Genomic DNA, 21,414 nt, shown 5'->3' on the forward strand with positions numbered 1-21,414 from the left:
ACTTACCGCGTGAGCGGCCGGCGAATCCCAGGCAGCCACCCGACCCCCGAGCCCCCGATCAGTCCGACCGGGACCCGTGCGAAAGCGCGGGTGTGGCTCGGGGGTCGCTTCGTGCTGTGCGCCTTTATTAACCCCCGGCGGTTAATAAAGGCGCACAGCGTGGACAAGGATTGGGTCCCCACCATCCACCGCGCTCGAGGATCGCTCTGACCTCGGCTGCAGTTCGGCACGAGGCTCCTTCCACTTCTTCCCAACCGAAGACCAGCGTGGCATTGCCTGACAGTTCGGATGCGTTTCCTCGCCGACGATCCCGCAGCGCAGTCGCCCGAGATGAGTGGAAGGCGAATCCGTCGAGTCGAACGATCAGCGCGACACCGCAATTGCGGTAGTCGACGTCCTCGTAGAGAGTTCTCCCATCGACGAGGACCGGCGATTGCCGTCGTGCTTCCGGCAGACCGTGTGCTCGCTCGACTTCGATTGCGTAGCGATGCTCGAGTACCGACTGGACGCCGCGATCCAGGAGGTCCAATGTCGAGGACAGCGCTTTGACATATCGCCTCGGCCGGCGGTACTCCATTCGGGTGCGTAGTTCCATCCGCGACACCTTGCAGGCCGTGGCGGAGCGGACCAGAGAACGAGCGGCGTCGCGAGCCGACGGCTCTGCAACCGCCAGGTCAATTGCGGTGTCAGCCAGCGAAGTACGAGCAGGTTGAGTGGCAACGCCGATGTGGGCCTGAGCGCGTGAACGATGAACGATCACTCCGGGATGGGCAGTGGACCACCCCAACGGAACGGGGCGCGCCGGGGAGCGTTCGGGTCTGACCGTCGGACTCTGGCAGCGCGAGGATCTGCCGTATCGGACCGTGATGTGGACCGGCAGATCGGACTCGATGTGCGTGAGTCCCCACTCTTCAGCTGCAGTCCGGTGACTCAGATAAGTCTCTCCGCCGCCGAACAGCAGTGCGGCCTCGAGAATCATTGCTCGGTTGAGTGGGCCGTTGGTGCTGGATTGAACGCCGTGGAGGACGGAAGTCCATTGACCCGATTCGACCAGATGCTGGATTCGCCGCGGCGAATAGCCGAAAGGGCGCAGCTGTTTATTGGTCGCGAGTCCGTGTTGGAAGTCGAGAATTCTTCGGAGATCAGGATCGATGTAGTCGCAGTTCATGCGAATACCGTGAGATCCCGGTCCGACAGGAATCGGTCGAAGATGCCGCTCCAGAGCCCACCTGTGGAATTTGTCGGTGGCTGTGGATGGATCTGCTGTGCGCCTTTATTAACCGCCGGGGGTTAATAAAGGCGCACAGCAGATCTAGCCGATGTAGCGGGTCAGCCGCGCCGAGAGGCGCGGCTCCAGGCCACCGTCAGACATGATGCGCTCTTCGACGTACGCGAGGTCGCCGCCTTCGACGATGCCGTACAGGCGCTTCGCGCCGCCGTACAGTGCACCGGACTGGCTGCGGATCACCACGTCGGTGGCAAGTTCCCACGACGCCTGGGTGAGCGCACGGCCGTAGTACATTTCGACGACGCCGGAGCTGTGGCTGAGCAGGAGTTCGACGACTTCCTGATTGACGCTGCCGGGAATGCCGTCGCCGCCCATGCGCCAGTAACCGCTCTCGCGCAGATCGGGGCTCACGTACTTGCCCTCGGCGTCGAGGCGCCAGGACCGGGACTCCCAATTGAGATAGGGGCCGCCGTCGTGAGAGATGACGATCTGCTGACCGAAGGCGTAGTCGCCGGTCTCGTCGTGCCCTTCACCTTCGCCGCGCCAGACGCCGACGAGGGGGAGCAGTGCGAGGAGTTCGGGATTGATGTCCGGGCCGAGGCGCAGGTTTGCGGTGTCCTCTGGCAACGGAAGGTCCGGCAGGGTCGGGATGTTGAGTGACGCCGTCGACTTGGAGCGCTCGACGGCGATGGCGACAGCTTCGTCCCCGCTGCCGCGCCTCACGGCACCTGCAGCGGCGGAATCGTCAGCGGTCGCGTCGGACCCTGAATCCGGAGCCTGACTCACGACTCGTCGGTGACCAAGCGGTACACGACGTACACGGAGAACCAAGCGATCATGACGGATGCGAGTGCGAGGAGTACCTCGAAGAAAATGACCACGGGTACATCTTAGACCGCGGCGACCGACCGGAAAAATCGGGAGCCGGAATGCAGAAGGCCCCGCACCGAAGGGGTGCGGGGCCGCCTGAAAATGCAGGAATTACTTGCTGACGGTCACGTCCACGTTGTGCACGCCCGAGCCTTCGGGAGTGACGGTGGAGGTGCCGTTGCCCGAGCTGGACAGTGCACGCACGGTCCACTCGCCCGGGGCGGCGAAGAAGCGGAAATCGCCGGTTCCCGATGCCACGACCTCGGCCGTGAACTCTCCGGAGCCGTCGAGCAGGCGCACGAATGCGCCGCCGATGGGCTGGCCGTCAGCTGCGAGAACACGGCCGGTGATGACCGTTTCCTTCTCGACGTCGACGCCGGCAGGCAGGGTCTGGCCCTGGGTAGGTGCTCCACACATGATCAGGCTCCCAATTCGATCGGTGCGCCGACGAGTGAGCCGTATTCGACCCAGCTGCCGTCGTAGTTCTTGACGTTGTTCTTGCCGAGGATCTCCTGCAGCACGAACCAGGTGTGGCTCGAGCGCTCGCCGATGCGGCAGTAGGCGATCGTTTCCTTGGTGTCGTCGAAGCCCTTCTCCGCGTACAGCTTGGCGAGGTCGTCGTCCGACTTGAACGTGCCGTCCTCGTTGGCGGTGGTGCTCCACGGGATGTTGATGGCTCCGGGGACGTGGCCGCGCTGCTGCGCCTGCTCCTGCGGAAGGTGCGCGGGAGCGAGGATCTTGCCGGAGAACTCGTCAGGGCTACGAACGTCGACGAGGTTCTTGCTGCCGATGGCGTCGATGACCTCGTCGCGGAATGCGCGGATCGAGAAGTCGGGGGTCTCGGCCTTGTACTGCGTGGCTTCGCGGTTGACTGCGTCCTTGGAGAGCGGGCGTCCGTCGAGTTCCCACTTCTTGCGGCCGCCGTCGATCAGCTTGATGTCCTGGTGGCCGTACAGCTTGAAGTACCAGTACGCGTATGCGGCGAACCAGTTGTTGTTGCCACCGTAGAGAACAACGGTGTCGTCGTTCGCAATGCCCTTGGCGGAGAGCAGGTCCGAGAACTGCTCCTGGTTCAGGAAGTCACGTCGGACGCCGTCCTGGAGGTCCTTGCGCCAGTCGAGCTTGACTGCACCCTCGATGTGGCCGCCGTCGTATGCGCTGGTGTCCTCGTCCACCTCGACAAAAACGGTCTTGGGGGTGTTGAGGTTCTGCTCAGCCCAGTCAGCGGAGACTAGGACGTCGGAGCGAGCCATGGTGTTCCTTTCGATGTGGTCTTGCATCGGTCGATATCCAGCAGGGGTTCAGTGGGGTTGTGTGGCAAGCGCTTTCACGCGGTGGTAGCGCGGCCGGTATTTCGCAGCCTGGCGACCAGTGGGTAGATCTGGCAGCCGAGGCAGATGCCGAACGCGGCGTTGAGCAGGGCCGCGAACAGGGCGAAGCCCGTGGCAACGGTGCCGACGATCGTCGACCCGGCCAGGAAACCGACCGTGCCTGCCAATGCGAAGACGAAGCCGACGAACTGAGCGAAGCGAAGTGGCGCTACGGGTTCTCGTTCGCTGACCGGCGAGATTCGCGGGGCGACGAGCTTGCCGAAGATCTGGCCGTACGGGCTGCGCTTGGGGCCGAGTACGGCCCCGACCGCGAAGACGATGGCCTGCAGTGCGAGAAGCACAGTGGCAGCCGGCAGTGAGAAGGTCGAGAGGATGAGCGTGAGTACGAGAACGCCGGTGGTGACCCACGCGGCGAATCGAGGTCCGCGGACGTCGACCTGCTCGAGTTGGGGTGTGGTTGTGGACATCGGGAGTGCTCCTGCGCTGGGTTGCATGATGCTGTGCGTGGACCGAGAAAACGGGACGCAAAAGTCCCACTCGGTGGATTGATCACGAGAGCGAAAGCTCGAAGGTCAGAGAGTTCTGACGGATGTGGTGATCAGCAACAGGTACAGCAACAGCCCCCGAGGCGGCACAGGTCTACTGCGCGGCGTCGGGTGAGCATCAGCTCGTGGCGGGTTTGCACGTCGGCGAGTTTACCCCGAATTCTCGGATTTTGGCTCGTGGGGTCCGGATAGTGGTACGAGCGCAGCTTTCAGATCGCCTGCGGACGGCACTCCGGACACCCGGAACTGTTCCTCGAGGCCACCGTCGAGGATGAAGGTGGTGGGTAGCGACAGGACGCTCATTTCGCGTGCGAGAGCCGGTTCCTTGTCGATGTCGAGTTCGATCTCGACCGGCGGACGGGGAGCGTCGGCCATCGACACCACGACCTGACCGACGACGCGGCGTACTGCCGCGCACGGTCCGCACCAGTCGGCGGAGAAATGCAGTACGACGGGCCCACCGTTCGCCGACACGACTCCAGCCGCGCGGAGCAGTTCGAGGCGACTGTCAGCGGTGCCGGTCGCGGTCGGCGAGGTGACTCGGACCTTTCCGTTGCGCGACTTGAGAAAGAGCCCGACAGCGACGACGGCGACAAGCGCGACCAGCAGAATTGTGATCCCGGTCATCGGTTCTGCAGCTCTGCGAGGTCGATCGTCGTGTTCTCGGCGCTGCCTTCGATCACGATTCTTCCGCCTTCCGCGTAGACCAGGCTCGGCTGGATTCCGTAGGGGAGTGCCTGTGGATCGATCGTGTAGCTGAACAATCCGAGGACGACGGGTTCGAGTGCTGCGGGGATCGAGAAATCGGCTTTGCCCTCCGGACCGAAGTACAGGTTGCTGGCGACGATCTTGACCTGCCCACCTTCCAGAACCAGGTTGGCCTGCACGCTCACTGCAGACTCGATCGGGCCGACGGCAACCGTTCCGGTCAGCACGACAGCGCCCGCGGTGCTCGCACCTGTTCCACCGCTACCGCCGGTGCCATCCGACTTGTTGGCCGGAGGTGAAGATACCTGCAGGTCAGGGATGTTGAGCAGCTTTCCGAGGTCGGTGGCGTTGATTCCCATCCGGCCGTCGAGTTTGTCGACGGGGAGCTGGGTGACGTTGCCGTTCACTATGTCGGAGAAGGGAACGGTGACCCCGCGCAGATCTGCCTCGACGGTCACTTCGCCGACCACGTCGCTCTGGACGCCGGTAGCTCTGACGTAGACGTCCTTGTATTTCCCGCCGAGAGCTTGGGTGAGGAAGGGGAACCCGTTGAAGGTGACCTCCGGGTCCGCCTCGAGTGATGCGCCGGTTCGGAGCTCGCGGGAAACCCGGTACTCGGCGTACGCGGCCGCGCCGAAATCGGCCACCAGTCCGAGGCCGAGGAGGAAGACGATGCCGATGATCAGTTTGCGCACCGCACCATTGTGACCGACTCCGGTCGGGGTTCGATGCGACGGCCCCGGTACCAGGCACGCTAATGTAGTGACCGACCAAAAGCGTCGAACTACTCGAGCGTTGCCCTCGCGGGTTGCGCGGGCTACTAGATAGGAGGCCGTGTGGAACTGCTCCTCCTCACCTCCGACCCCAACCCGGAAGCTGTACTACCGGCGTTGGCGTTGCTGGCGCACTCGGTTCGGCCTGCCCCCACAGAGGTTTCCTCGCTACTCGAGGCAAGTTCCGCGGACGTGGCATTGGTGGATGCGCGCACTGATCTAGCTGCCGCACGCGGGTTGTGTCGATTGCTCGGAAGCACAGGATCCGCAGTACCTGTGGTCGCCGTCCTCACCGAAGGCGGACTCGTTGCCGTCAACGCCGACTGGGGGCTGGACGACATCCTGCTTCCGGGTACCGGTCCGGCTGAGGTGGACGCCCGATTGCGGTTGTTGGTCGCCCGCAGCGGCGGTGTGGCCAGTCCGGAAGCGTCGGGAAAGATCACGCTGGGCGAACTGGTTATCGACGAGGGGACGTACACGGCACGATTGCGTGGACGGCCCCTTGATTTGACTTACAAGGAATTCGAGCTGCTCAAGTACCTCGCGCAGCACGCCGGCCGGGTTTTCACTCGTGCGCAGCTGCTGCAGGAGGTGTGGGGCTACGACTTCTTCGGTGGCACCAGGACGGTCGACGTCCATGTGCGTCGTCTGCGGGCGAAACTCGGCACCGAATACGAGTCCTTGATCGGTACAGTCCGAAATGTCGGATACAAGGCAGTGCGGCCGACCAGGGCCAAGGGTGGCGCAGCTGCTCCCGTTCAGTTCGAGGACGACGAAGACGTCGACTACGACGCGGCCGACGGATCGGTGGTCTGAGATGGGTTGGAGCGATTCGCTGGCGGCCGGATCCGCTGAGCAGGTTACCGCGCTGCTCGATCGCGCGACCGACTTCGACGGCAAGGCACCGGTGTCGGAGCAGGGGCGCCATGCCGTTGCCGGGCGCGGCGCAGCACGGCACCTTCTCGAACTCGACGGCGATACGGTCGTCGGTTATGCACAGCTGCAAGCCGGTTCGGACGAGCATCCCGACATGGCCGAGTTGGTGGTCGACCCGCAGGCCCGGCGCCGCGGTATCGGAACCAGGCTTGCCGCAGCGGTATTCGACGAGGGGCGTCCGGGCACGCGAGTGTGGGCGCACGGAAACATCGACGCCGCAGTGGAATTCGTCAAGAGTCTCGATCTGGTGAGCGTTCGTGAACTCCTCCAGCTGCGTCGACCGCTCGATGCTCCGCAACTTCCGGAAATCGTTGTGCCCGAAGGCATAACGATGCGGACGTATCGTGGGCCCGAAGACGATTCCGAGATCCTTCGCGTCAACAACGCGGCCTTCTCCTGGCATCCCGAGCAGGGTGGCTGGACCCAGGCGGAGATCGACGAGAGAACGGCCGAAGGTTGGTTCGATCCCGCCGGTCTGTTCCTGGCGTTCGCGGACACCGATCCCGATACCCTTCTCGGCTTTCACTGGACGAAGGTGCACGCACCCGAAGGTGACGATCCGGAGCTGGGGGAGGTGTACGTCGTGGGGATCGATCCTGCTGCACAGGGACGCGGTCTCGGCCGAGTGCTGACTCTTGCGGGCATGCATTACCTGCGTGATCGCGGCCTCGGAACCGTCCTTCTGTACGTCGAAGGCGACAACACCGCAGCCCTTCACACGTACGAGCGACTCGGCTTCGATCGGTTCCATGTGGACATGGCTTACGCTCGCGCGCTCTGACGTCACAGTCGAACACGCAGAAATGTCCAGTCTGTTCATTCTCCGTTAACCATGTGTGGTCCAACCGGACACCGCGCCCGCCTACTTTTCTCTGTGGGCAGCGCCGTGTTGCCTGATGCAGATTTCAATCATTCTGCGTCTCATGTCGCCGCCCGAACGTGGGCGTGGCGGTAGCGATTTCCGGAGGATCTTGGTGAATCTCAAGCGCAGTGGTGCCCTGCTCGGTGTAGTGGCCGTGGGCGCCATGACCTTGGCCGCATGTGGCAGCGACAACAACTCGTCGTCGACGGGTGTGGACGCGTCCGCATCGAACGCAACGTGCGAAGGCAAGAGCAACCTCTCTGCCGCTGGTTCCTCGGCACAGAAGAACGCCATGGACCAGTTCGTCGCCACCTACATCTCCGTATGCCAGGAAAAGGGCAAGACGGTCAACGTCGCTTACAACCCCAGCGGTTCGGGCGACGGTCGCACCCAGTTCATCGCCGGCCAGATCGACTTCGCCGGCTCCGACTCGGCCATCAAGGACGAGCAGGCCGACAAGGCCAAGGAGCGTTGCGTCGGCGGCGAAGCCTGGAACCTTCCCCTCGTCTTCGGCCCGATCGCGGTTGCATACAACCTCGACGGCGTCGACAAGCTCGTGCTCAACGCAGAGGTTCTCGCGAAGATCTTCAACGGTGGCATCACCAAGTGGAACGATCCGGCAATCGCCGCGCTCAACTCCGGTGCTTCGCTTCCCGACGAGAAGATCACCACCGTGATCCGCTCCGATTCCTCGGGCACCACCGACAACTTCCAGAAGTACCTCGACGCGGCATCGAACGGTGCTTGGACGTCGGGCGCAGGGTCCGACTTCACCGGTGGCGTCGGTGAGGGCGCCAAGGGTTCGGCGGGCGTTGCACAGGCAGTTGCTACTGCACCGGGTTCGATCACCTACGTCGAGAAGTCGTTCGCCGATCAGAACAAGCTCTCGGTTGCCGAGATCAACACCGGCTCCGAAGCAGTCGCACTGACCAACGACTCGGCCGCCAAGTCGATCGCAGGCGCGAAGTTCAAGTCCGACGCGACCGGCGACCTGACGCTCGACCTCGCGTCGATCTTCAAGACCAACGAATCCGGCGCGTACCCGCTGGTTCTCGCGACGTACTCGATCGTCTGCTCCAAGGGCTACGACGCGGACACCTCCGCAGCAGTGAAGTCGTTCCTGACGAGCGCGGCCAACGAGGGTCAGGCCAACCTGGCCGAGCAGGGTTACGTTCCGCTGCCGGCCAACGTCCAGGATCGCCTCAACGCGTCCATCACGGCAATCAGCTGACCTAGAGACTCGTGCGGACAAGCTCATGGATCTACATTCAGACGTGAAGGAAGTGAGCGCGCATGAGTGACGCGCCCATCACCTCGACATCTCGTTCTCCCGGCCCCGCAACCAGCGGGGCCGGGGTGGGCGGTCCGAACGGCACCACGGAGGACACGATTACTTCCACCAAGGCTCCAGAAACCGAGCATCCTCCGAAGGGTGACGGTCCGGGCAGCGGCAACAGCAAGACGGTGACCCGTCCGGGTGACCGCATCTTCAGCTCGCTTGCATCCGGTTCGGCAATCTTCATCACGGTTGTCATCGCGGCGATCGGCGCGTTCCTGATCTGGCGTGCTGTTCCTGCCTTGAGCCGGAACCAGGTCAACTTTCTGACCAGCCGTGAATGGGTGACGCAGAACATCAACGCGATGGCGTTCGGTGTCCTCGATCTCTTCCAGGTCACGGTGTTGGTCTCGCTGTTCGCCCTGGTGCTCGCGATGCCGATCGCACTGGGCATCGCGATCTTCCTGACTTCGTACTCTCCCAAGTGGCTCACGCGGCCACTGTCGTACACGATCGACCTTCTCGCGGCCGTGCCGTCCATCGTCTACGGCCTGTGGGGACTGCTCGTCTTCGCCCCGGCGATCACCCCGGTCGCGGTGTGGCTCAACGACACTCTCGGCTGGTTCCCGCTCTTCGCCGACGGCAGCGGATCGATCACCGGCGGCGGCACCATCTTCACCGCAGGCATCGTCCTTGCCGTGATGATCCTTCCGGTCATCACCGCTGTGACCCGCGAGGTGTTCATCCAGACCCCGCGATCACAGATCGAAGCCGCACTCGCCCTCGGCGCCACGCGCTGGGAAGTTGTGCGCACCACGGTCATCCCGTTCGGTAAGTCCGGCTACATCAGCGGATCGATGCTCGGTCTCGGACGCGCACTCGGCGAGACGATGGCCCTGTACCTGATCCTGCGCACCACCTCTCAGGCCTTCGGCTGGTCGCTGTTCGACGGCGGCTCGACCATCGCCTCCAAGATCGCCCTCGGCTACGCGGAGTTCAACAACGACATCCAGGCAGGCGCGTACATCGCGGCCGGACTGGTGTTGTTCGTGCTGACCTTCGTCGTCAACGCGGCTGCCCGCGCAGTGATCGCCGGAAAGAAGGACTGACCCATGACCTCCACTCTGGACCGGCCGGTCAAGGCCCCCACTTTCCAAGGCGTCGGCGCCCGTCGTCGTGCCAAGGACGTCATCGCGACCATCCTGGTGAGCCTGGCAGTCGTCATCGCGCTCATCCCGTTGGTCTGGGTGCTCTTCACGGTCATCGCCAAGGGCCTGCCCGCTCTGACGTCGCCGACGTGGTTCACCAATTCGCTGAGCGGATTGACGGCATCGGCCGACGGCGGCGGTATCTATCACGCATTGATCGGCACCTTGCTGCAAGGCATCGTGTGTGCGGTCTTCTCCATCCCGCTCGGCATCTTCGTCGCGATCTACCTGGTGGAGTACGCCGACCGGAAGTCGAAGCTGGGCAAGCTCACCACGTTCATGGTGGACATCCTCAGCGGTGTTCCGTCGATCGTGGCCGCGCTGTTCATCTACGCACTGTGGATCGCGACCTTCGGCTTCCCCAAGTCCGCGTTCGCTGTATCTCTGGCTCTGGTCCTCCTGATGGTCCCGGTCGTCATTCGCTCCACCGAGGAAATGCTGCGCATCGTCCCGATGGACTTGCGAGAGGCGTCGTACGCGCTCGGTGTGCCGAAGTGGAAGACCATCTCGAAAATCGTTCTGCCGACGGCACTTCCCGGCATCATCACCGGTGTCATGCTGGCCCTGGCCCGCGTGCTCGGTGAGACCGCGCCGCTGCTGATCCTTGTCGGCTACGCACCGTTCATCAACTTCGACCTGTTCAACGGCGAGATGGGCACTCTGCCTTCCGTCATGGTCGCCGAGATGAACAACCCCACCGACGCCGGCACCAACCGCATCTGGGGCGCAGCACTGACCTTGATCCTGCTGATCGCGATCCTCAACATCGTCGCGAAGCTGATCGGTCACTTCTCGCAGGTGAGAAGCAAGTGATGCGGCCTCGGAACATGTTCGTACTCAACAGCGTCAACAACTCAGTAGGGAGCCGGTAATGGCCAAGCGTCTGGATCTCAAGGACGTCAACATCTACTACGGCAAGTTCCACGCCGTCGCCGATGTGGGCCTGTCCGTCCCGCCCCGGAGCGTCACCGCCTTCATCGGCCCGTCCGGTTGCGGCAAGTCCACCGTTCTTCGTTCACTCAACCGCATGCACGAAGTGATTCCCGGTGCGCGCGTCGAGGGTTCGGTCTTGCTCGACGGTGAGGACATCTACGGTTCGAACGTCGATCCCGTCGGTGTTCGCAAGACGATCGGCATGGTCTTCCAGCGGCCCAACCCCTTCCCGACCATGTCCATCAAGGACAACGTCGTCGCAGGCTTGAAGTTGCAGGGCGAGCGCAGCAAGAAGAAGCTCGACGAGGTGGCCGAGCGTTCGTTGCGTGGCGCCAACCTGTGGAACGAGGTCAAGGATCGCCTCGACAAGCCCGGTGGCGGCCTCTCAGGCGGTCAGCAGCAGCGTCTGTGCATCGCGCGTGCCATCGCGGTCTCGCCCGACGTTCTGCTCATGGACGAGCCGTGCTCCGCGCTCGACCCGATCTCGACTCTCGCGATCGAAGACCTGATCACCGAGTTGAAGAAGGACTTCACGATCGTCATCGTCACGCACAACATGCAGCAGGCTGCGCGTGTGAGTGACCAGACTGCATTCTTCAACCTCGAGGCAACCGGTAAGCCCGGTCAGCTCGTCGAGATCGACGACACCGAGAAGATCTTCTCGAACCCGACGCAGAAGGCCACCGAGGACTACATCTCCGGCCGCTTCGGATAGGTCCTGGGACAAACCCTGCACGATCATGTTTCACCCCCGTTTCCAACAGGAGACGGGGGTGAAACTTTTTGGTTGTGGTGATAGTTCCCACTCCGGTGCGCAGAGCTGAGCGTCGTTGGGCGCCCGAATAATTCGATGAGCAGCGCAAGTGCGCCGAGTGGGCGCTGAAGTAGCCGACGATGTGAATCTCGTGGATACTGACGACGCTTCGGACAATGCTAATCTCGGCCCGACAGCACGCTGTCGATCGATGTCGTTTCACAACCGGAAGGGCTTGTCAGTGCACCTCACCCCTTCAGATACCGAAAAGCTGCTCCTGAGCGTTGCGGGCATGGTCGCCCGCGACCGCCGCGAGCGCGGGGTACTGCTGAACTACCCCGAAGCGATGGCCCTGATCTCGTGTTGGATTCTCGAGCGCGCGCGTGACGGAATGACGGTTGCGGAACTGATGAACGCCGGTCGGCAAGTGCTCACCCGCGACGACGTGATGGAAGGGGTACCCGAGATGATTGCAAACGTCCAGGTGGAGGCCACTTTCCCGGACGGTCGCAAGCTGGTCACCGTGACGGAGCCCATTCGATGATTCCCGGCGAGGTACGTGTGTCCACCGAACCGCTCGAGTTCGGCACTGACGCGGAAAAGATCACGATGGTCGTCGTCAACGACGGCGATCGCCCCATTCAGATCGGTTCGCATCTTCATCTTCCCGCGGCCAACCCGGCGCTGACCTTCGATCGTGAAGCGGCAGACGGTTTCCGGCTCGACATCCCCTCGGGAACGTCGGTTCGGTTCGAACCGGGAGTCAGCCGAACGGTGACACTGATCGCGCTCGGCGGACTCAAAAGGGTTCCGGGCCTGCAGATCGTGCCGGACGAAGACCTGCCGACTCACGCACGTGAGCCCAAGACCGTCATGCCGTTCGGCACACCTGGCGTCGAGGTCGAAGAACCCTTGCGAGCGTCCTCGGTGAACGTTCGCGTGAGTGATGTTCCGGTCGAGGCGGATTCACCGGAAGACGCCGCGACGACAGTTGAGAGGACAGCCGAATGAGCAGGATCGATCGACGCGGTTACGCCTCCCTGTACGGCCCGACTGCAGGCGACCAGATCCGTTTGGCCGACACAGATCTGTGGATCGAGATCGAGCACGACTACACCGCGACCGGCGACGAGATGGTCTTCGGTGGCGGCAAGAGCATCCGCGAGTCGATGGGCCAGGGCCTGACCACTCGCGACCAGGGTGCTCTCGACGTCGTCATCACCAATACGGTGATTCTCGATCACTGGGGAATTGTCCGGGCAGACGTCGGAATTCGCGACGGACGCATCGTCGCGATCGGCAAGTCCGGTAACCCCGACATCATGGATGGCGTGCACCCCAAGTTGCTCATCGGGCCGAGCACCGACGTGATCGCCGGCGAGGGAAAGATCCTCACCGCGGGTGCGATCGACACTCACGTGCACTTCCTCAGTGAAATCGAGATGATGGAAGCGCTCGCGACCGGTACGACGACAGTGGCGGGCGGCGGAACGGGCCCCACGGAGGGAAGCAAGGCAACCACCGTCACGCCCGGCGCCTGGTCCCTGACGATGATGCACCGGGCCCTCGACCACATCCCGCTCAACGTTCTTCTCCTCGGCAAGGGCAGCACCGTCAGCCATGAGGCCATGCGTCAGGAAGCTCTCGCCGGCGCAGGTGGATTCAAGGTTCACGAGGACTGGGGTTCCACTCCGGCCGCGATCGACGCAGCTCTACGCGCAGCCGACGAGTTCGGCCTCCAGGTGGCGCTGCACGCCGACAGCCTCAACGAAACCGGGTACGTACAGCACACTTTGGATGCGATCGCCGGACGCGGGATCCACGTGTTCCATGCGGAAGGTGCCGGCGGCGGGCACGCTCCGGACATCATCGTGACGGCAGGTGAGCCGAACGTTCTTCCGGCATCGACCAATCCGACGTTGCCGCATACCGTCAACACGGTGGCCGAGCACCTCGACATGCTCATCGTGTGTCATGCGCTCAATCCCCGGGTTCCGGAGGATCTGGCCTTTGCCGAATCCCGGATCCGGCCGACAACGATTGCGGCGGAGGACTTTCTGCACGATATCGGAGCCATCTCCATCACCTCGTCCGACGCCCAGGCAATGGGCCGTATCGGTGAGGTGACCCTGCGGACGTGGCAGGTTGCCCACGTCATGAAGGCCCAGTACGGCAAGTTGGGCACCAGCATGCCGGCCGACAACGAGCGTGCGCGGCGCTACGTCGCCAAGTACACGATCTGCCCTGCGGTGGCGCACGGTATCGATCACGAGATCGGATCGGTCGAGGCAGGGAAGATGGCGGACCTGGTGCTGTGGGATCCCGCGTTCTTCGGTGTCCGTCCTTCTGCCGTGATCAAGGGCGGGGCGATAGTTGCTGCGCCGCTGGGTGATCCGAACGCTGCAATCCCGACCCCGCAGCCGGTGTTCGTACGTCCGGCCATCGCGGCAACTCCGGGATCGGCACCGCACCTGTCCACGACGTTCGTCTCTCCGATGGCCATCGAGGACGGTCTGGCCGATCGTCTCGGTCTCACGCGCACCCTCACCGGTGTTCGTCCGACGAGGCACCTCACCAAGGCGGATATGCCGAACAACACGGCACTGCCGTCCATCGACGTCGATCCGGAGACGTTTGCCATCAAGGTCAACGGCGACCTGATCGCGCCCAACCCCGTTGACGTAGTGCCGATGGCTCAGCGCTACATGCTGTTCTGAAACCATGTCGATCGAGATGGCGTCTGCCGACATAGCGTCGATGCTCTTGGCGGACGGGCGTCTGCCTACCGGCGGTCACGCGCACTCGTCGGGGTTGGAACCGGCACTGGCGGGCGGACTCCTGCAGAGTCAGGTCCCTGACTTCATTCGTGGTCGACTCGAAACAGTGGGACTGGTCGAGGCCGCTGCAACGGTAATCACGCGACGCTGGGCCGTAAGTGAGGGTAGTGCAGGCGAACTCGAGGACATCTCGAGGGAACTGCTCGCTCGGACTCCCAGCGCACCGCTGCGTGAGGCGTCGATTCAGCTCGGACGTGGGCTGGCAAGACTGGCGTCGCGATTGTGGCCGCAGCACCCCGCGGTGCAGATGCTCATGGCGCTGCCCGGGCATCCGATGCGGCCGCTCGCGTTGGGCGTCTTCACGGCGATCTCCGGGATGGACGACCTACAGGCAGCCAGATCCTGTTTGTACGACGACGCTCAAACGGTGGCGTCGGCGGCATTGAAGCTACTGCCGGTGGATCCGGCAGAACCGGTCGAATGGCTGTTCCGAGCAGCCTCGACCATCGAAAGCGCCGCCAAGGCTGCCGTGGCAGTCGAAGGCGTCACAGATATACCCGCAACAACAGGACCGTTGGTCGAACAATGGTCACTCGAACACCACGCTCGATCCAGGAGGATTTTCCGTGCTTGACAACCTGAACAACACCACCACTGCTGCAAGAGGTTTGAGGCTGGGCGTTGCCGGCCCCGTCGGCACCGGCAAAAGCACTCTCATCGCCACCATCTGCCGCGAACTCGCGTCGGAGTACGAGATCGCGGTGGTCACCAACGACATCTACACCGACGAGGACGCGCGATTGTTGCGCGCGGCCAACGTTCTTCCGATCGAGCGCATCGTCGCAGTCGAGACCGGAGCGTGCCCGCACACGGCCATCCGTGACGACGTGACACCGAACCTCATTGCGGTCGAAGACCTCGAGCGTCAGTTCCATCCCCTCGACATGGTGATCGTGGAAAGCGGCGGTGACAACCTGACCGCCACGTTCAGCCCGGCACTGGTCGACGCCCAGATCTTCTGCATCGACGTCGCGGGCGGCGGAGACGTCGCACGTAAGGGTGGTCCGGGAATCGAGCGGGCAGATCTGTTGGTGGTCAACAAGATCGACCTGGCCCCGTACGTCGACGTCGACGCAGTCCAGATGGTTGCCGATGCCACGGCCGCGCGAGACGGACTTCCCGTTCTCGCGCTCAGCCAGAAGGATCACGCCACGATCGACCAGCTCAGTGCCTGGCTTCGCCAGGTCATCGCGTCTCATCGCGCAGGTAGTCACACTCCGCAGGATCCGGGACCGATGGCACCGCACTTCCATGCCGATGAAGAAGACCACGGACACGGTCACGGGCACAGCCACTCTTACGCTCACTGATGCGCACTGGAGCTACGCGGGTCGTCGTCGAGAGAGTGGGTGACACCGCTGTTGCGCGAGAGCTGATCTCGGGCGACTTCCTGGCCCCGCGATTCGTCGACGCTCGCGGGCTCACCGTGCGAATTGCCTTGGTAGGGCACAGTGCAACGCTGCTGGCCGGTGACGACCTGCGTATCGAGTTCGTGGTCGCGCCGGGTACGTGTCTCGAGGTGATCGAGCCGTCAGGGACCGTCGCGTACAACGCACGCGGCGGCCGGGCGGCGTGGTCGGCCTCGGCGAGCGTCGGCGCCGGTGCGGCGCTGATCTGGCGAGCGGCACCGTTTGTCGTCGCCGGGGGCGCGGATGTGACCAGGCGCGTGGATATTTCACTGGAATCCGATGCGGTGGCGCTGCTCGACGAGATGATCGTGTTCGGGCGGACCGGCGAAACCGGCGGTGCGCTTCGCTCGGATCAGCGCATCACCGTCGACGGGAAAGCGCTGCTCGTGGAAACTCTCGACCTACGTAGCGTTCCGGACCGTTCGTTGCCGGGAATTTTGGGTGGTCGTCGTGTGCTGGGCACGACCATGCTGTTGGGGATGAAGATTTCCGACGACGTCGAGGGACACGTGACGCCGCTGGCGGGGCCGGGGATGCTCGCGCGGGCCGTGGCCGATCACGCACATGAGGCGAGCGCAGCATTGGATCCGATCTGGTCGCAGTGGCGGGCGCAGGTGTCGGAGAGGTACACCGACTGATCTCCCCGAGCGTCACACTTCGGGCGGCTGCGTCGTCCACTATGTGACCAGGCCGAAGAGAGCCGGGCGCACAGGTTGACGGAGGCATCATGCGAATTGTTGTTCTGGGCGGAACCGGCCAGATGGGAAAGCTGGTCGTAGAGCAGGCGAAGGCAGCGAGCCATGACGTCGTCGCCGCCGCTCGATCGACGGGAGTCGACATCTCCACGGGTGCGGGGTTGGACGAAGCATTTGTCGGTGCCGACGTTGTCATCGACGTGAGTGATCACGTCACCAACAGCGCCAAGAAGGCGATCGAGTTCTTCGAGACGGCAGCGAGGAACATCGCCGCGGCCGAAACCAAGGCAGGCGTGAAGCATCACGTGCTGCTCTCGATCGTGAACTGCGACGATCCGCAGTTGAAGTCCTTCGGGTACTACCAGGGAAAGGCCGCGCAGGAACGCGCGGTGGAAGCGTCGGGCATTCCGTTCACAATTCTGCGATCCACCCAGTGGTTCGAGTTCGGCGAGAAAACCATCGCGCTGTTCGGATTGGGGCCGGTCGCGATGGTTCCCCGGATGCGGTCCCAACCGGTGGCGGCGAAGACCGTCGCCGAGGCTCTGGTGGCGTGCGCTCAGAACGGTCCGAGCGGGAGGGCTCCAGATCTCGCCGGCCCGGAGGTCCTCGAGATCCCGGCGATGACGCGCGAGATCTTGCAATACCGTGGCCGACGCAAGTGGCTGATCCCGATCTCGATGCCGGGAGCGGGTAAGGCGATGAAGGGTGGGGCGCTGCTACCGGGGCCTGGATCGACAACTGCAGGACCCACGTTGAAGACCTGGTTGCACGAGAACTGAATAGGTAAGGCGGCCGCGCAAGTGCGCGGCCGCCTTTTACTCACGTGGACGGTTGGGTTCAGAGATCCGGGTACGAGGTGAGGTTGTCGACCTTCTCGGTGGTTTCCGGCTCTTCGGGCAGCTTGCCGGTCACCAGGAAGATGACGCGTCGACCGACCTCGACGGCGTGGTCGGCGAATCGCTCGTAGAAGCGGCCGAGCAGCGTGACGTCGACTGCAGCGGCAACGCCGTGCTTCCACTCACGGTCCATGAGGACGGTGAACAGGTGGCGGTGGAGGTCGTCCATCGCTTCGTCTTCTTCGCGTAGGCGGGCAGCGCGCTCGGGGTCGCGGGTCTCGAGTACGACCTTGGCGGCCGCACCGATGGAGACAGCGATGCGTCCCATCTCCGCGAAGTAGCCGTTGACCTCTTCGGGAAGCACGTGGTTGGGATGTCGGCGGCGCGCGATCTTGGCGACGTGCAGGGCGAGCGCACCCATGCGGTCGATGTCGGCGACGATCTGGATTCCGCTGACCACCGAGCGCAGATCTCCGGCAACGGGAGCCTGCAAGGCGAGCAACGCAAACGCGCGCTCCTCGCAAATGGTGCTGAGTTCGGTGATCTTGTCGTGTTCGCCGATTACTTGTTCTGCCAGGGACAGGTCTGCCTGGAGCAGGGACTGGGTGGCGCGCTCCATAGCGGCACCTGCCAGTCCTGCCATCTCGCCGAGCGTGTCTGCAAGCTCGGTCATCTGTTCGTTGTAAGCCACGCGCATGAGGTCAGAGCCTACGTGCCGTGAAAGACCAAGTCACAAGCACCAGGTGAACGCAAGGTGAATGAACGTGTGTCAGTCGCAGGTGGTGTCGCCGGCATTGACGCTCGCGATGTCGGCGGGCAGTGCCGTCGAGGTGCTGGTGTCGACCGACGTCGGATTTGCCGCCAGGATGGTCCCCGGGTCCGCGGGGGCGACGACGGTGCCGGAGAAATTGCTTCCGACGACGACCTCGATCATGTCTCCCATACTCGGCGCGAGAACGAGAACCGCGCCGGGAATCGACGACGCGACAGTGACGGCTTCGGCCTCGTAACCTGCGGCGTAGCGCACGACGGTGGTCGACGCTTGAGCATTCGCCAGGCCGGTGGCTGCGCTGAAATTGCCGACCGTGGAGATCTGGAATCCGTAAGCAGCGAGGCTGTCGGCGATCGTCGCGGCCTGCCCGGCAATTCCCGACGCGTTGGAGACGTCGACCGAGATGTTGTACGCGCTCATCGCTTCGACGGAAGTGGCGGCGGGCGGCGTGCTGGACGTAGGAGCGGTCGTCGTGGAACTGGTGGACGACGGTGTGGTGTCCTCGCGCTCTTCACCCGGAAGCGGATCGTCGTCGATGATCGCCTGGAAGAGTGACTTGATCTCGTCGGTGCGAGGAATCTCGTTGCCCCAGTCGTTGGTGCCGTCCGTGGGGACCGTCAAGAACGTGACCGCGCCCGCGTCGACGTTCTGCAGCGAACGGCCGAGGGTGACCAGCGACTTCGTGTCGATGTTCTCGACGAACGTGTCGCTGGTGAAGGCGTTGATGAATCCGTTGAGCTTGCCCGGATTCAGGAGGACCTGGTTGGACAGGGCCGAGCGGAGCAGTGCCGACAGGAATTTCTGCTGACGGGTGATGCGTCCGTAGTCGCCGTTGCCCTCGGCTTCGACGTGGCGCGCACGCACATAGTTGAGGGCAGTGCGGCCGTCGAGCATCTGCGTCCCGCCGGACGCGAGGACGGTTCCGAGGATGCCGTCTTCGATCGGTCCGGGGGAGCAGACGTTCACGCCACCGACGGTGTCGACCATGCGCTCGAAACCGGCGAAGTCCATTCCGACGAAGTGCCCGATTTTCAGGCCGGACATCTTCTGGATGACCTTGACCAGGCACTTGGGACCACCGAGTGCGTACGTCGCATTGAGCTTGTCGCCGCTGGCGGCCGGGAAGGTTTCGCTGGTGTACTTGCCGGCGTCGTTGTCCCAGCCCTGGCAGATCGGACGTTCGACGTCGAGGTCACGCGGGAAGGAGACGGCGACGACGCGGCTTCTGTCAGCAGGAATGTTCACCAGCATGACCGTGTCGGCTCGGGCGCCTTCGGCGTCTTCGACGGTTCCGGCGCCGATCTCACCGCTCGCACCGGCTCGGGTATCGGTGCCGATGATCAGGTAGGTCTCGTCGCCGAGCTGGCCGCCGGCGTCGATGATGTCGTCGGACTCGGTGTCGAGTGCCGCAATCTGATCGAATCCGCCTTCGACCGACCGCAGATAACCCCAGACGACGCCGGTCAATGCGAGAGACATGACGGCCAGGAACGCTACTGCCGATCGGCCGATCACTTTTGCGCGATGGCGGCGGCGAATCTTGCTTTGCGCCAGGCGCGTGGCGCCGGTGTCACCGACTACACGCGGCACTGCGGAGGTGACGGGATGTTCTTCGGTGATCCAGTCCGCCGCGGCAGGCGGGACGGTCGGACGCGCGGGAATCGGTCGGGCAGGGGGCGGCGCCGACGCTGCTGAAGATTGGGTCTCGGGTGGTACGGATTTGGTCGGCGCCGGCTTGGGCGGCGCAGCCGGGGCGGGTGATGGCTTTTTGTCGCCTACCCGACGGACCAACTCGGCGACCGACACGGAGTCGTCGGTCGGAGGCGAATCCCGTCGCCCGGTACGTCCACTGTTACGACGCTCCGGGGGACTGGGTGGTTGCGGCGCTGGTCGCTGGGGTGTTGAAGGGCGGGGTGTTGAAGGGCGCTGGGGTGTTGCCGGGCGCTGGGGTGTTGCCGGGCGCTGGGGAGCGGCCGGTTGGTCCGGGCGGGCGTTGCGGAAGCGCTTGTCCGCGAGCGGACGTTCCCAGGGGGCGCGGCTCTCGGGCGGAGGTGGGCCCGAATCGTGATCATCACCCACCGATGCAACCTGTCCCGTCGTCGACTGTCAGTAACTCGTCATTCAAGTGCCGGCGTCAACCGGTTGTCGACGAAGCTGGAGCCATATTACTGGTTAATCCTGAGTGCTTCACTCAGAAAGTGATGAGAGTAAACCGACGGCGTGTTCTCGCTAGCCGCCGGAGTGCATCATGTCAGCTCCCACCGGCACAAGGTCGTCCTCGGGATCGTCGAGCCAACCTTCCGGAAGTGCTACCTGACCGGGCGAGCCTTGGCGACCCCGCGGGCCTTCGGCGTCCTTGGGGAACGGGACGTTGTGATCGAGCTGTCCGAGCAGGTCGTCCAGTTCGGACAACGTGCTGACCAGCGCCATCGAGACCCGCAGATCCGATCCGACCGGGAACCCACGCATGTACCAGGAGACGTGCTTGCGAAGTTCGCGCAAGCCCTTCATCTCGCCGTGGTGTGCGGCGAGCAGCTGGGCGTGACGGGCGATGATCTTGGTGACTTCGCCGAGCGTCGGCGGCGTGGCGATCTGTTGTCCGTTGAGAGCTGCGCTGAGTTCCGCGAACAGCCATGGCCGTCCGAGGCAGCCACGTCCGACGACGACGCCGTCGCAGCCGGTCTCGTTCATCATCCGTGCAGCATCCGACGCGTCGAAGATGTCGCCGTTGCCGAGGATCGGAACATCGGTGACGTGTTCCTTGAGGCGCGTGATCTCGTTCCAGTCGGCGGTGCCGGAGTAGCGCTGCGACGCGGTACGTGCGTGGAGTGCGACGGCGGCAGCGCCTTCGGCTGCGGCGATCCGTCCGGCGTCGAGGTGCGTGTGATGTTCGGGGTCGATACCGACACGCATCTTGACGGTGACCGGAATGTCGGTGCCCTCGGTTGCGCGCACTGCGGCTGCGACGATCTGTCCGAACAGTCGACGCTTGTACGGCAGCGCCGAGCCACCGCCCTTGCGGGTCACCTTCGGGACGGGGCAGCCGAAGTTCATGTCGATGTGATCCGCCATGTTCTCGTCGACGATCATCTTGGCCGCGGCGTAGGTCGTATCCGGGTCGACGGTGTACAGCTGCAGGGACCTGGGTGTTTCGGTCGGGCCGAACGTGGTCATGTGCATCGTGGCCGGTTGGCGTTCGACGAGCGCACGTGCGGTGACCATCTCGCAGACGTAGAGCCCGGACGTGCTGCCTGCACGTTCGAGTTCGAGTTCACGGCACAGCGTGCGGAAGGCGACGTTGGTGACGCCCGCCATGGGTGCGAGGACCACGGGGCTGTGCAGCTCGAGTGAACCGATGCGAAGGGATGACATGACTACCTCTGAACAAATACTTGTGACAATTGGAAGTGCCCGGTACCGAATCCGGTACCGGGCACAGAA

At 63.7% G+C, this 21,414-nt stretch carries 23 protein-coding genes; 13 read left to right on the plus strand and 10 right to left on the minus strand.

From position 1 onward, the window contains the following. Positions 1-127: 127 nt before the first annotated feature. The 7 genes from G8767_RS02495 to G8767_RS02525 form a co-directional block, all read right to left on the minus strand. On the minus strand, positions 128-1,168 hold the full coding sequence (locus G8767_RS02495) for a type IV toxin-antitoxin system AbiEi family antitoxin domain-containing protein (RefSeq protein ID WP_166809240.1): 1,041 nt from the start codon (positions 1,166-1,168) through the stop codon (positions 128-130). A gap of 144 nt (positions 1,169-1,312) precedes the next feature. Beyond that, on the minus strand, positions 1,313-1,951 hold the full coding sequence (locus G8767_RS02500; protein ID WP_037128815.1) for an FABP family protein: 639 nt from the start codon (positions 1,949-1,951) through the stop codon (positions 1,313-1,315). A 258-nt stretch (positions 1,952-2,209) separates the two neighbouring features. Beyond that, positions 2,210-2,515 (minus strand): DUF1416 domain-containing protein, encoded by a 306-nt coding sequence (locus G8767_RS02505; protein WP_095968677.1) that lies wholly within the window; start codon positions 2,513-2,515, stop codon positions 2,210-2,212. A gap of 2 nt (positions 2,516-2,517) precedes the next feature. Further along, on the minus strand, positions 2,518-3,351 hold the full coding sequence (locus G8767_RS02510) for a sulfurtransferase (RefSeq protein ID WP_003939859.1): 834 nt from the start codon (positions 3,349-3,351) through the stop codon (positions 2,518-2,520). Positions 3,352-3,425: 74 nt separating this feature from the next. Then, positions 3,426-3,896, minus strand: a complete 471-nt coding sequence (locus G8767_RS02515; RefSeq protein WP_124567684.1) for a DUF4395 domain-containing protein — start codon at positions 3,894-3,896, stop codon at positions 3,426-3,428. Positions 3,897-4,124: 228 nt separating this feature from the next. Next, on the minus strand, positions 4,125-4,601 hold the full coding sequence (locus G8767_RS02520; protein ID WP_166809241.1) for a thioredoxin family protein: 477 nt from the start codon (positions 4,599-4,601) through the stop codon (positions 4,125-4,127). After that, on the minus strand, positions 4,598-5,377 hold the full coding sequence (locus G8767_RS02525; RefSeq protein ID WP_166809242.1) for an LmeA family phospholipid-binding protein: 780 nt from the start codon (positions 5,375-5,377) through the stop codon (positions 4,598-4,600). The genes G8767_RS02520 and G8767_RS02525 overlap by 4 nt, the downstream gene beginning before the upstream one ends. Positions 5,378-5,518: 141 nt before the next feature. Here G8767_RS02525 and G8767_RS02530 point away from each other — a divergent pair, with 141 nt between their 5' ends. From G8767_RS02530 to G8767_RS02590, 13 genes are all read left to right on the plus strand, one after another. Continuing rightward, positions 5,519-6,271, plus strand: a complete 753-nt coding sequence (locus tag G8767_RS02530; RefSeq protein WP_003939728.1) for a response regulator transcription factor — start codon at positions 5,519-5,521, stop codon at positions 6,269-6,271. A 1-nt stretch (position 6,272) separates the two neighbouring features. Further along, on the plus strand, positions 6,273-7,172 hold the full coding sequence (mshD, locus tag G8767_RS02535; RefSeq protein ID WP_166809243.1) for a mycothiol synthase: 900 nt from the start codon (positions 6,273-6,275) through the stop codon (positions 7,170-7,172). 193 nt (positions 7,173-7,365) lie between these two features. Next, the gene (gene pstS / locus G8767_RS02540; RefSeq protein WP_095968875.1) at positions 7,366-8,484 is read left to right on the plus strand and encodes a phosphate ABC transporter substrate-binding protein PstS; all 1,119 of its coding nucleotides are present in this window, start codon (positions 7,366-7,368) and stop codon (positions 8,482-8,484) included. Positions 8,485-8,546: 62 nt separating this feature from the next. Continuing rightward, positions 8,547-9,638: a phosphate ABC transporter permease subunit PstC gene (pstC, locus tag G8767_RS02545; protein ID WP_007733846.1), complete on the plus strand. Its 1,092-nt coding sequence runs from the start codon at positions 8,547-8,549 to the stop codon at positions 9,636-9,638. A gap of 3 nt (positions 9,639-9,641) precedes the next feature. After that, positions 9,642-10,550, plus strand: a complete 909-nt coding sequence (pstA, locus tag G8767_RS02550) for a phosphate ABC transporter permease PstA (protein ID WP_003940100.1) — start codon at positions 9,642-9,644, stop codon at positions 10,548-10,550. 58 nt (positions 10,551-10,608) lie between these two features. Beyond that, positions 10,609-11,385 (plus strand): phosphate ABC transporter ATP-binding protein PstB, encoded by a 777-nt coding sequence (gene pstB / locus G8767_RS02555; protein WP_003939968.1) that lies wholly within the window; start codon positions 10,609-10,611, stop codon positions 11,383-11,385. 280 nt (positions 11,386-11,665) lie between these two features. Then, complete coding sequence (gene ureA / locus G8767_RS02560) at positions 11,666-11,968, plus strand: urease subunit gamma (protein ID WP_003939800.1); 303 nt, start codon at positions 11,666-11,668, stop codon at positions 11,966-11,968. After that, on the plus strand, positions 11,965-12,435 hold the full coding sequence (gene ureB, locus G8767_RS36505) for an urease subunit beta (RefSeq protein ID WP_095968681.1): 471 nt from the start codon (positions 11,965-11,967) through the stop codon (positions 12,433-12,435). The genes ureA and ureB overlap by 4 nt, the downstream gene beginning before the upstream one ends. Next, positions 12,432-14,141 carry an urease subunit alpha gene (locus G8767_RS02570; protein WP_030535249.1) on the plus strand — a complete coding sequence of 570 codons (1,710 nt, stop codon included), beginning with the start codon at positions 12,432-12,434 and terminating at the stop codon, positions 14,139-14,141. The genes ureB and G8767_RS02570 overlap by 4 nt, the downstream gene beginning before the upstream one ends. Positions 14,142-14,145: 4 nt before the next feature. Next, positions 14,146-14,835, plus strand: coding sequence for an urease accessory UreF family protein (locus G8767_RS02575; protein WP_166809244.1), 690 nt, complete (start codon positions 14,146-14,148; stop codon positions 14,833-14,835). Then, on the plus strand, positions 14,828-15,571 hold the full coding sequence (gene ureG / locus G8767_RS02580; protein WP_166809245.1) for an urease accessory protein UreG: 744 nt from the start codon (positions 14,828-14,830) through the stop codon (positions 15,569-15,571). The genes G8767_RS02575 and ureG overlap by 8 nt, the downstream gene beginning before the upstream one ends. After that, complete coding sequence (locus tag G8767_RS02585; protein ID WP_206028803.1) at positions 15,571-16,308, plus strand: urease accessory protein UreD; 738 nt, start codon at positions 15,571-15,573, stop codon at positions 16,306-16,308. Before ureG ends, G8767_RS02585 begins: the two co-directional genes overlap by 1 nt. 89 nt (positions 16,309-16,397) lie before the next feature. After that, complete coding sequence (locus G8767_RS02590) at positions 16,398-17,144, plus strand: NAD(P)H-binding protein (RefSeq protein ID WP_166809246.1); 747 nt, start codon at positions 16,398-16,400, stop codon at positions 17,142-17,144. Positions 17,145-17,202: 58 nt separating this feature from the next. Here G8767_RS02590 and phoU read toward each other — a convergent pair whose 3' ends face one another. The 3 genes from phoU to dusB form a co-directional block, all read right to left on the minus strand. Further along, positions 17,203-17,898, minus strand: a complete 696-nt coding sequence (gene phoU, locus G8767_RS02595; protein WP_003940130.1) for a phosphate signaling complex protein PhoU — start codon at positions 17,896-17,898, stop codon at positions 17,203-17,205. A gap of 72 nt (positions 17,899-17,970) precedes the next feature. Beyond that, positions 17,971-20,052, minus strand: coding sequence for an LCP family protein (locus tag G8767_RS02600; RefSeq protein ID WP_346842952.1), 2,082 nt, complete (start codon positions 20,050-20,052; stop codon positions 17,971-17,973). A 150-nt stretch (positions 20,053-20,202) separates the two neighbouring features. After that, positions 20,203-21,345, minus strand: coding sequence for a tRNA dihydrouridine synthase DusB (gene dusB, locus G8767_RS02605; protein ID WP_095968686.1), 1,143 nt, complete (start codon positions 21,343-21,345; stop codon positions 20,203-20,205). Between the last annotated feature and the right edge of the window lie 69 nt (positions 21,346-21,414).

The sequence above is a fragment of the Rhodococcus sp. IC4_135 genome (assembly GCF_011602025.1).
In the GTDB taxonomy this organism is placed as follows: Bacteria; Actinomycetota; Actinomycetes; order Mycobacteriales; family Mycobacteriaceae; genus Rhodococcus_F; species Rhodococcus_F baikonurensis.

What these genes read in the sequence shown, in the direction of transcription:
- ureB (WP_095968681.1), top strand. Translation starts at nt 11,965, where the DNA reads ATGATTCCCGGCGAGGTACGTGTGTCCACCGAACCGCTCGAGTTCGGC.
- pstC (WP_007733846.1), top strand. Translation starts at nt 8,547, where the DNA reads ATGAGTGACGCGCCCATCACCTCGACATCTCGTTCTCCCGGCCCCGCA.
- phoU (WP_003940130.1), bottom strand. Translation starts at nt 17,898, where the DNA reads ATGCGCGTGGCTTACAACGAACAGATGACCGAGCTTGCAGACACGCTC.
- pstA (WP_003940100.1), top strand. Translation starts at nt 9,642, where the DNA reads ATGACCTCCACTCTGGACCGGCCGGTCAAGGCCCCCACTTTCCAAGGC.
- G8767_RS02505 (WP_095968677.1), bottom strand. Translation starts at nt 2,515, where the DNA reads ATGTGTGGAGCACCTACCCAGGGCCAGACCCTGCCTGCCGGCGTCGAC.
- G8767_RS02520 (WP_166809241.1), bottom strand. Translation starts at nt 4,601, where the DNA reads ATGACCGGGATCACAATTCTGCTGGTCGCGCTTGTCGCCGTCGTCGCT.
- G8767_RS02510 (WP_003939859.1), bottom strand. Translation starts at nt 3,351, where the DNA reads ATGGCTCGCTCCGACGTCCTAGTCTCCGCTGACTGGGCTGAGCAGAAC.
- G8767_RS02515 (WP_124567684.1), bottom strand. Translation starts at nt 3,896, where the DNA reads ATGTCCACAACCACACCCCAACTCGAGCAGGTCGACGTCCGCGGACCT.
- G8767_RS02495 (WP_166809240.1), bottom strand. Translation starts at nt 1,168, where the DNA reads ATGAACTGCGACTACATCGATCCTGATCTCCGAAGAATTCTCGACTTC.
- mshD (WP_166809243.1), top strand. Translation starts at nt 6,273, where the DNA reads ATGGGTTGGAGCGATTCGCTGGCGGCCGGATCCGCTGAGCAGGTTACC.
- G8767_RS02590 (WP_166809246.1), top strand. Translation starts at nt 16,398, where the DNA reads ATGCGAATTGTTGTTCTGGGCGGAACCGGCCAGATGGGAAAGCTGGTC.
- G8767_RS02570 (WP_030535249.1), top strand. Translation starts at nt 12,432, where the DNA reads ATGAGCAGGATCGATCGACGCGGTTACGCCTCCCTGTACGGCCCGACT.
- G8767_RS02585 (WP_206028803.1), top strand. Translation starts at nt 15,571, where the DNA reads ATGCGCACTGGAGCTACGCGGGTCGTCGTCGAGAGAGTGGGTGACACC.
- pstB (WP_003939968.1), top strand. Translation starts at nt 10,609, where the DNA reads ATGGCCAAGCGTCTGGATCTCAAGGACGTCAACATCTACTACGGCAAG.
- dusB (WP_095968686.1), bottom strand. Translation starts at nt 21,345, where the DNA reads ATGTCATCCCTTCGCATCGGTTCACTCGAGCTGCACAGCCCCGTGGTC.
- G8767_RS02575 (WP_166809244.1), top strand. Translation starts at nt 14,146, where the DNA reads ATGTCGATCGAGATGGCGTCTGCCGACATAGCGTCGATGCTCTTGGCG.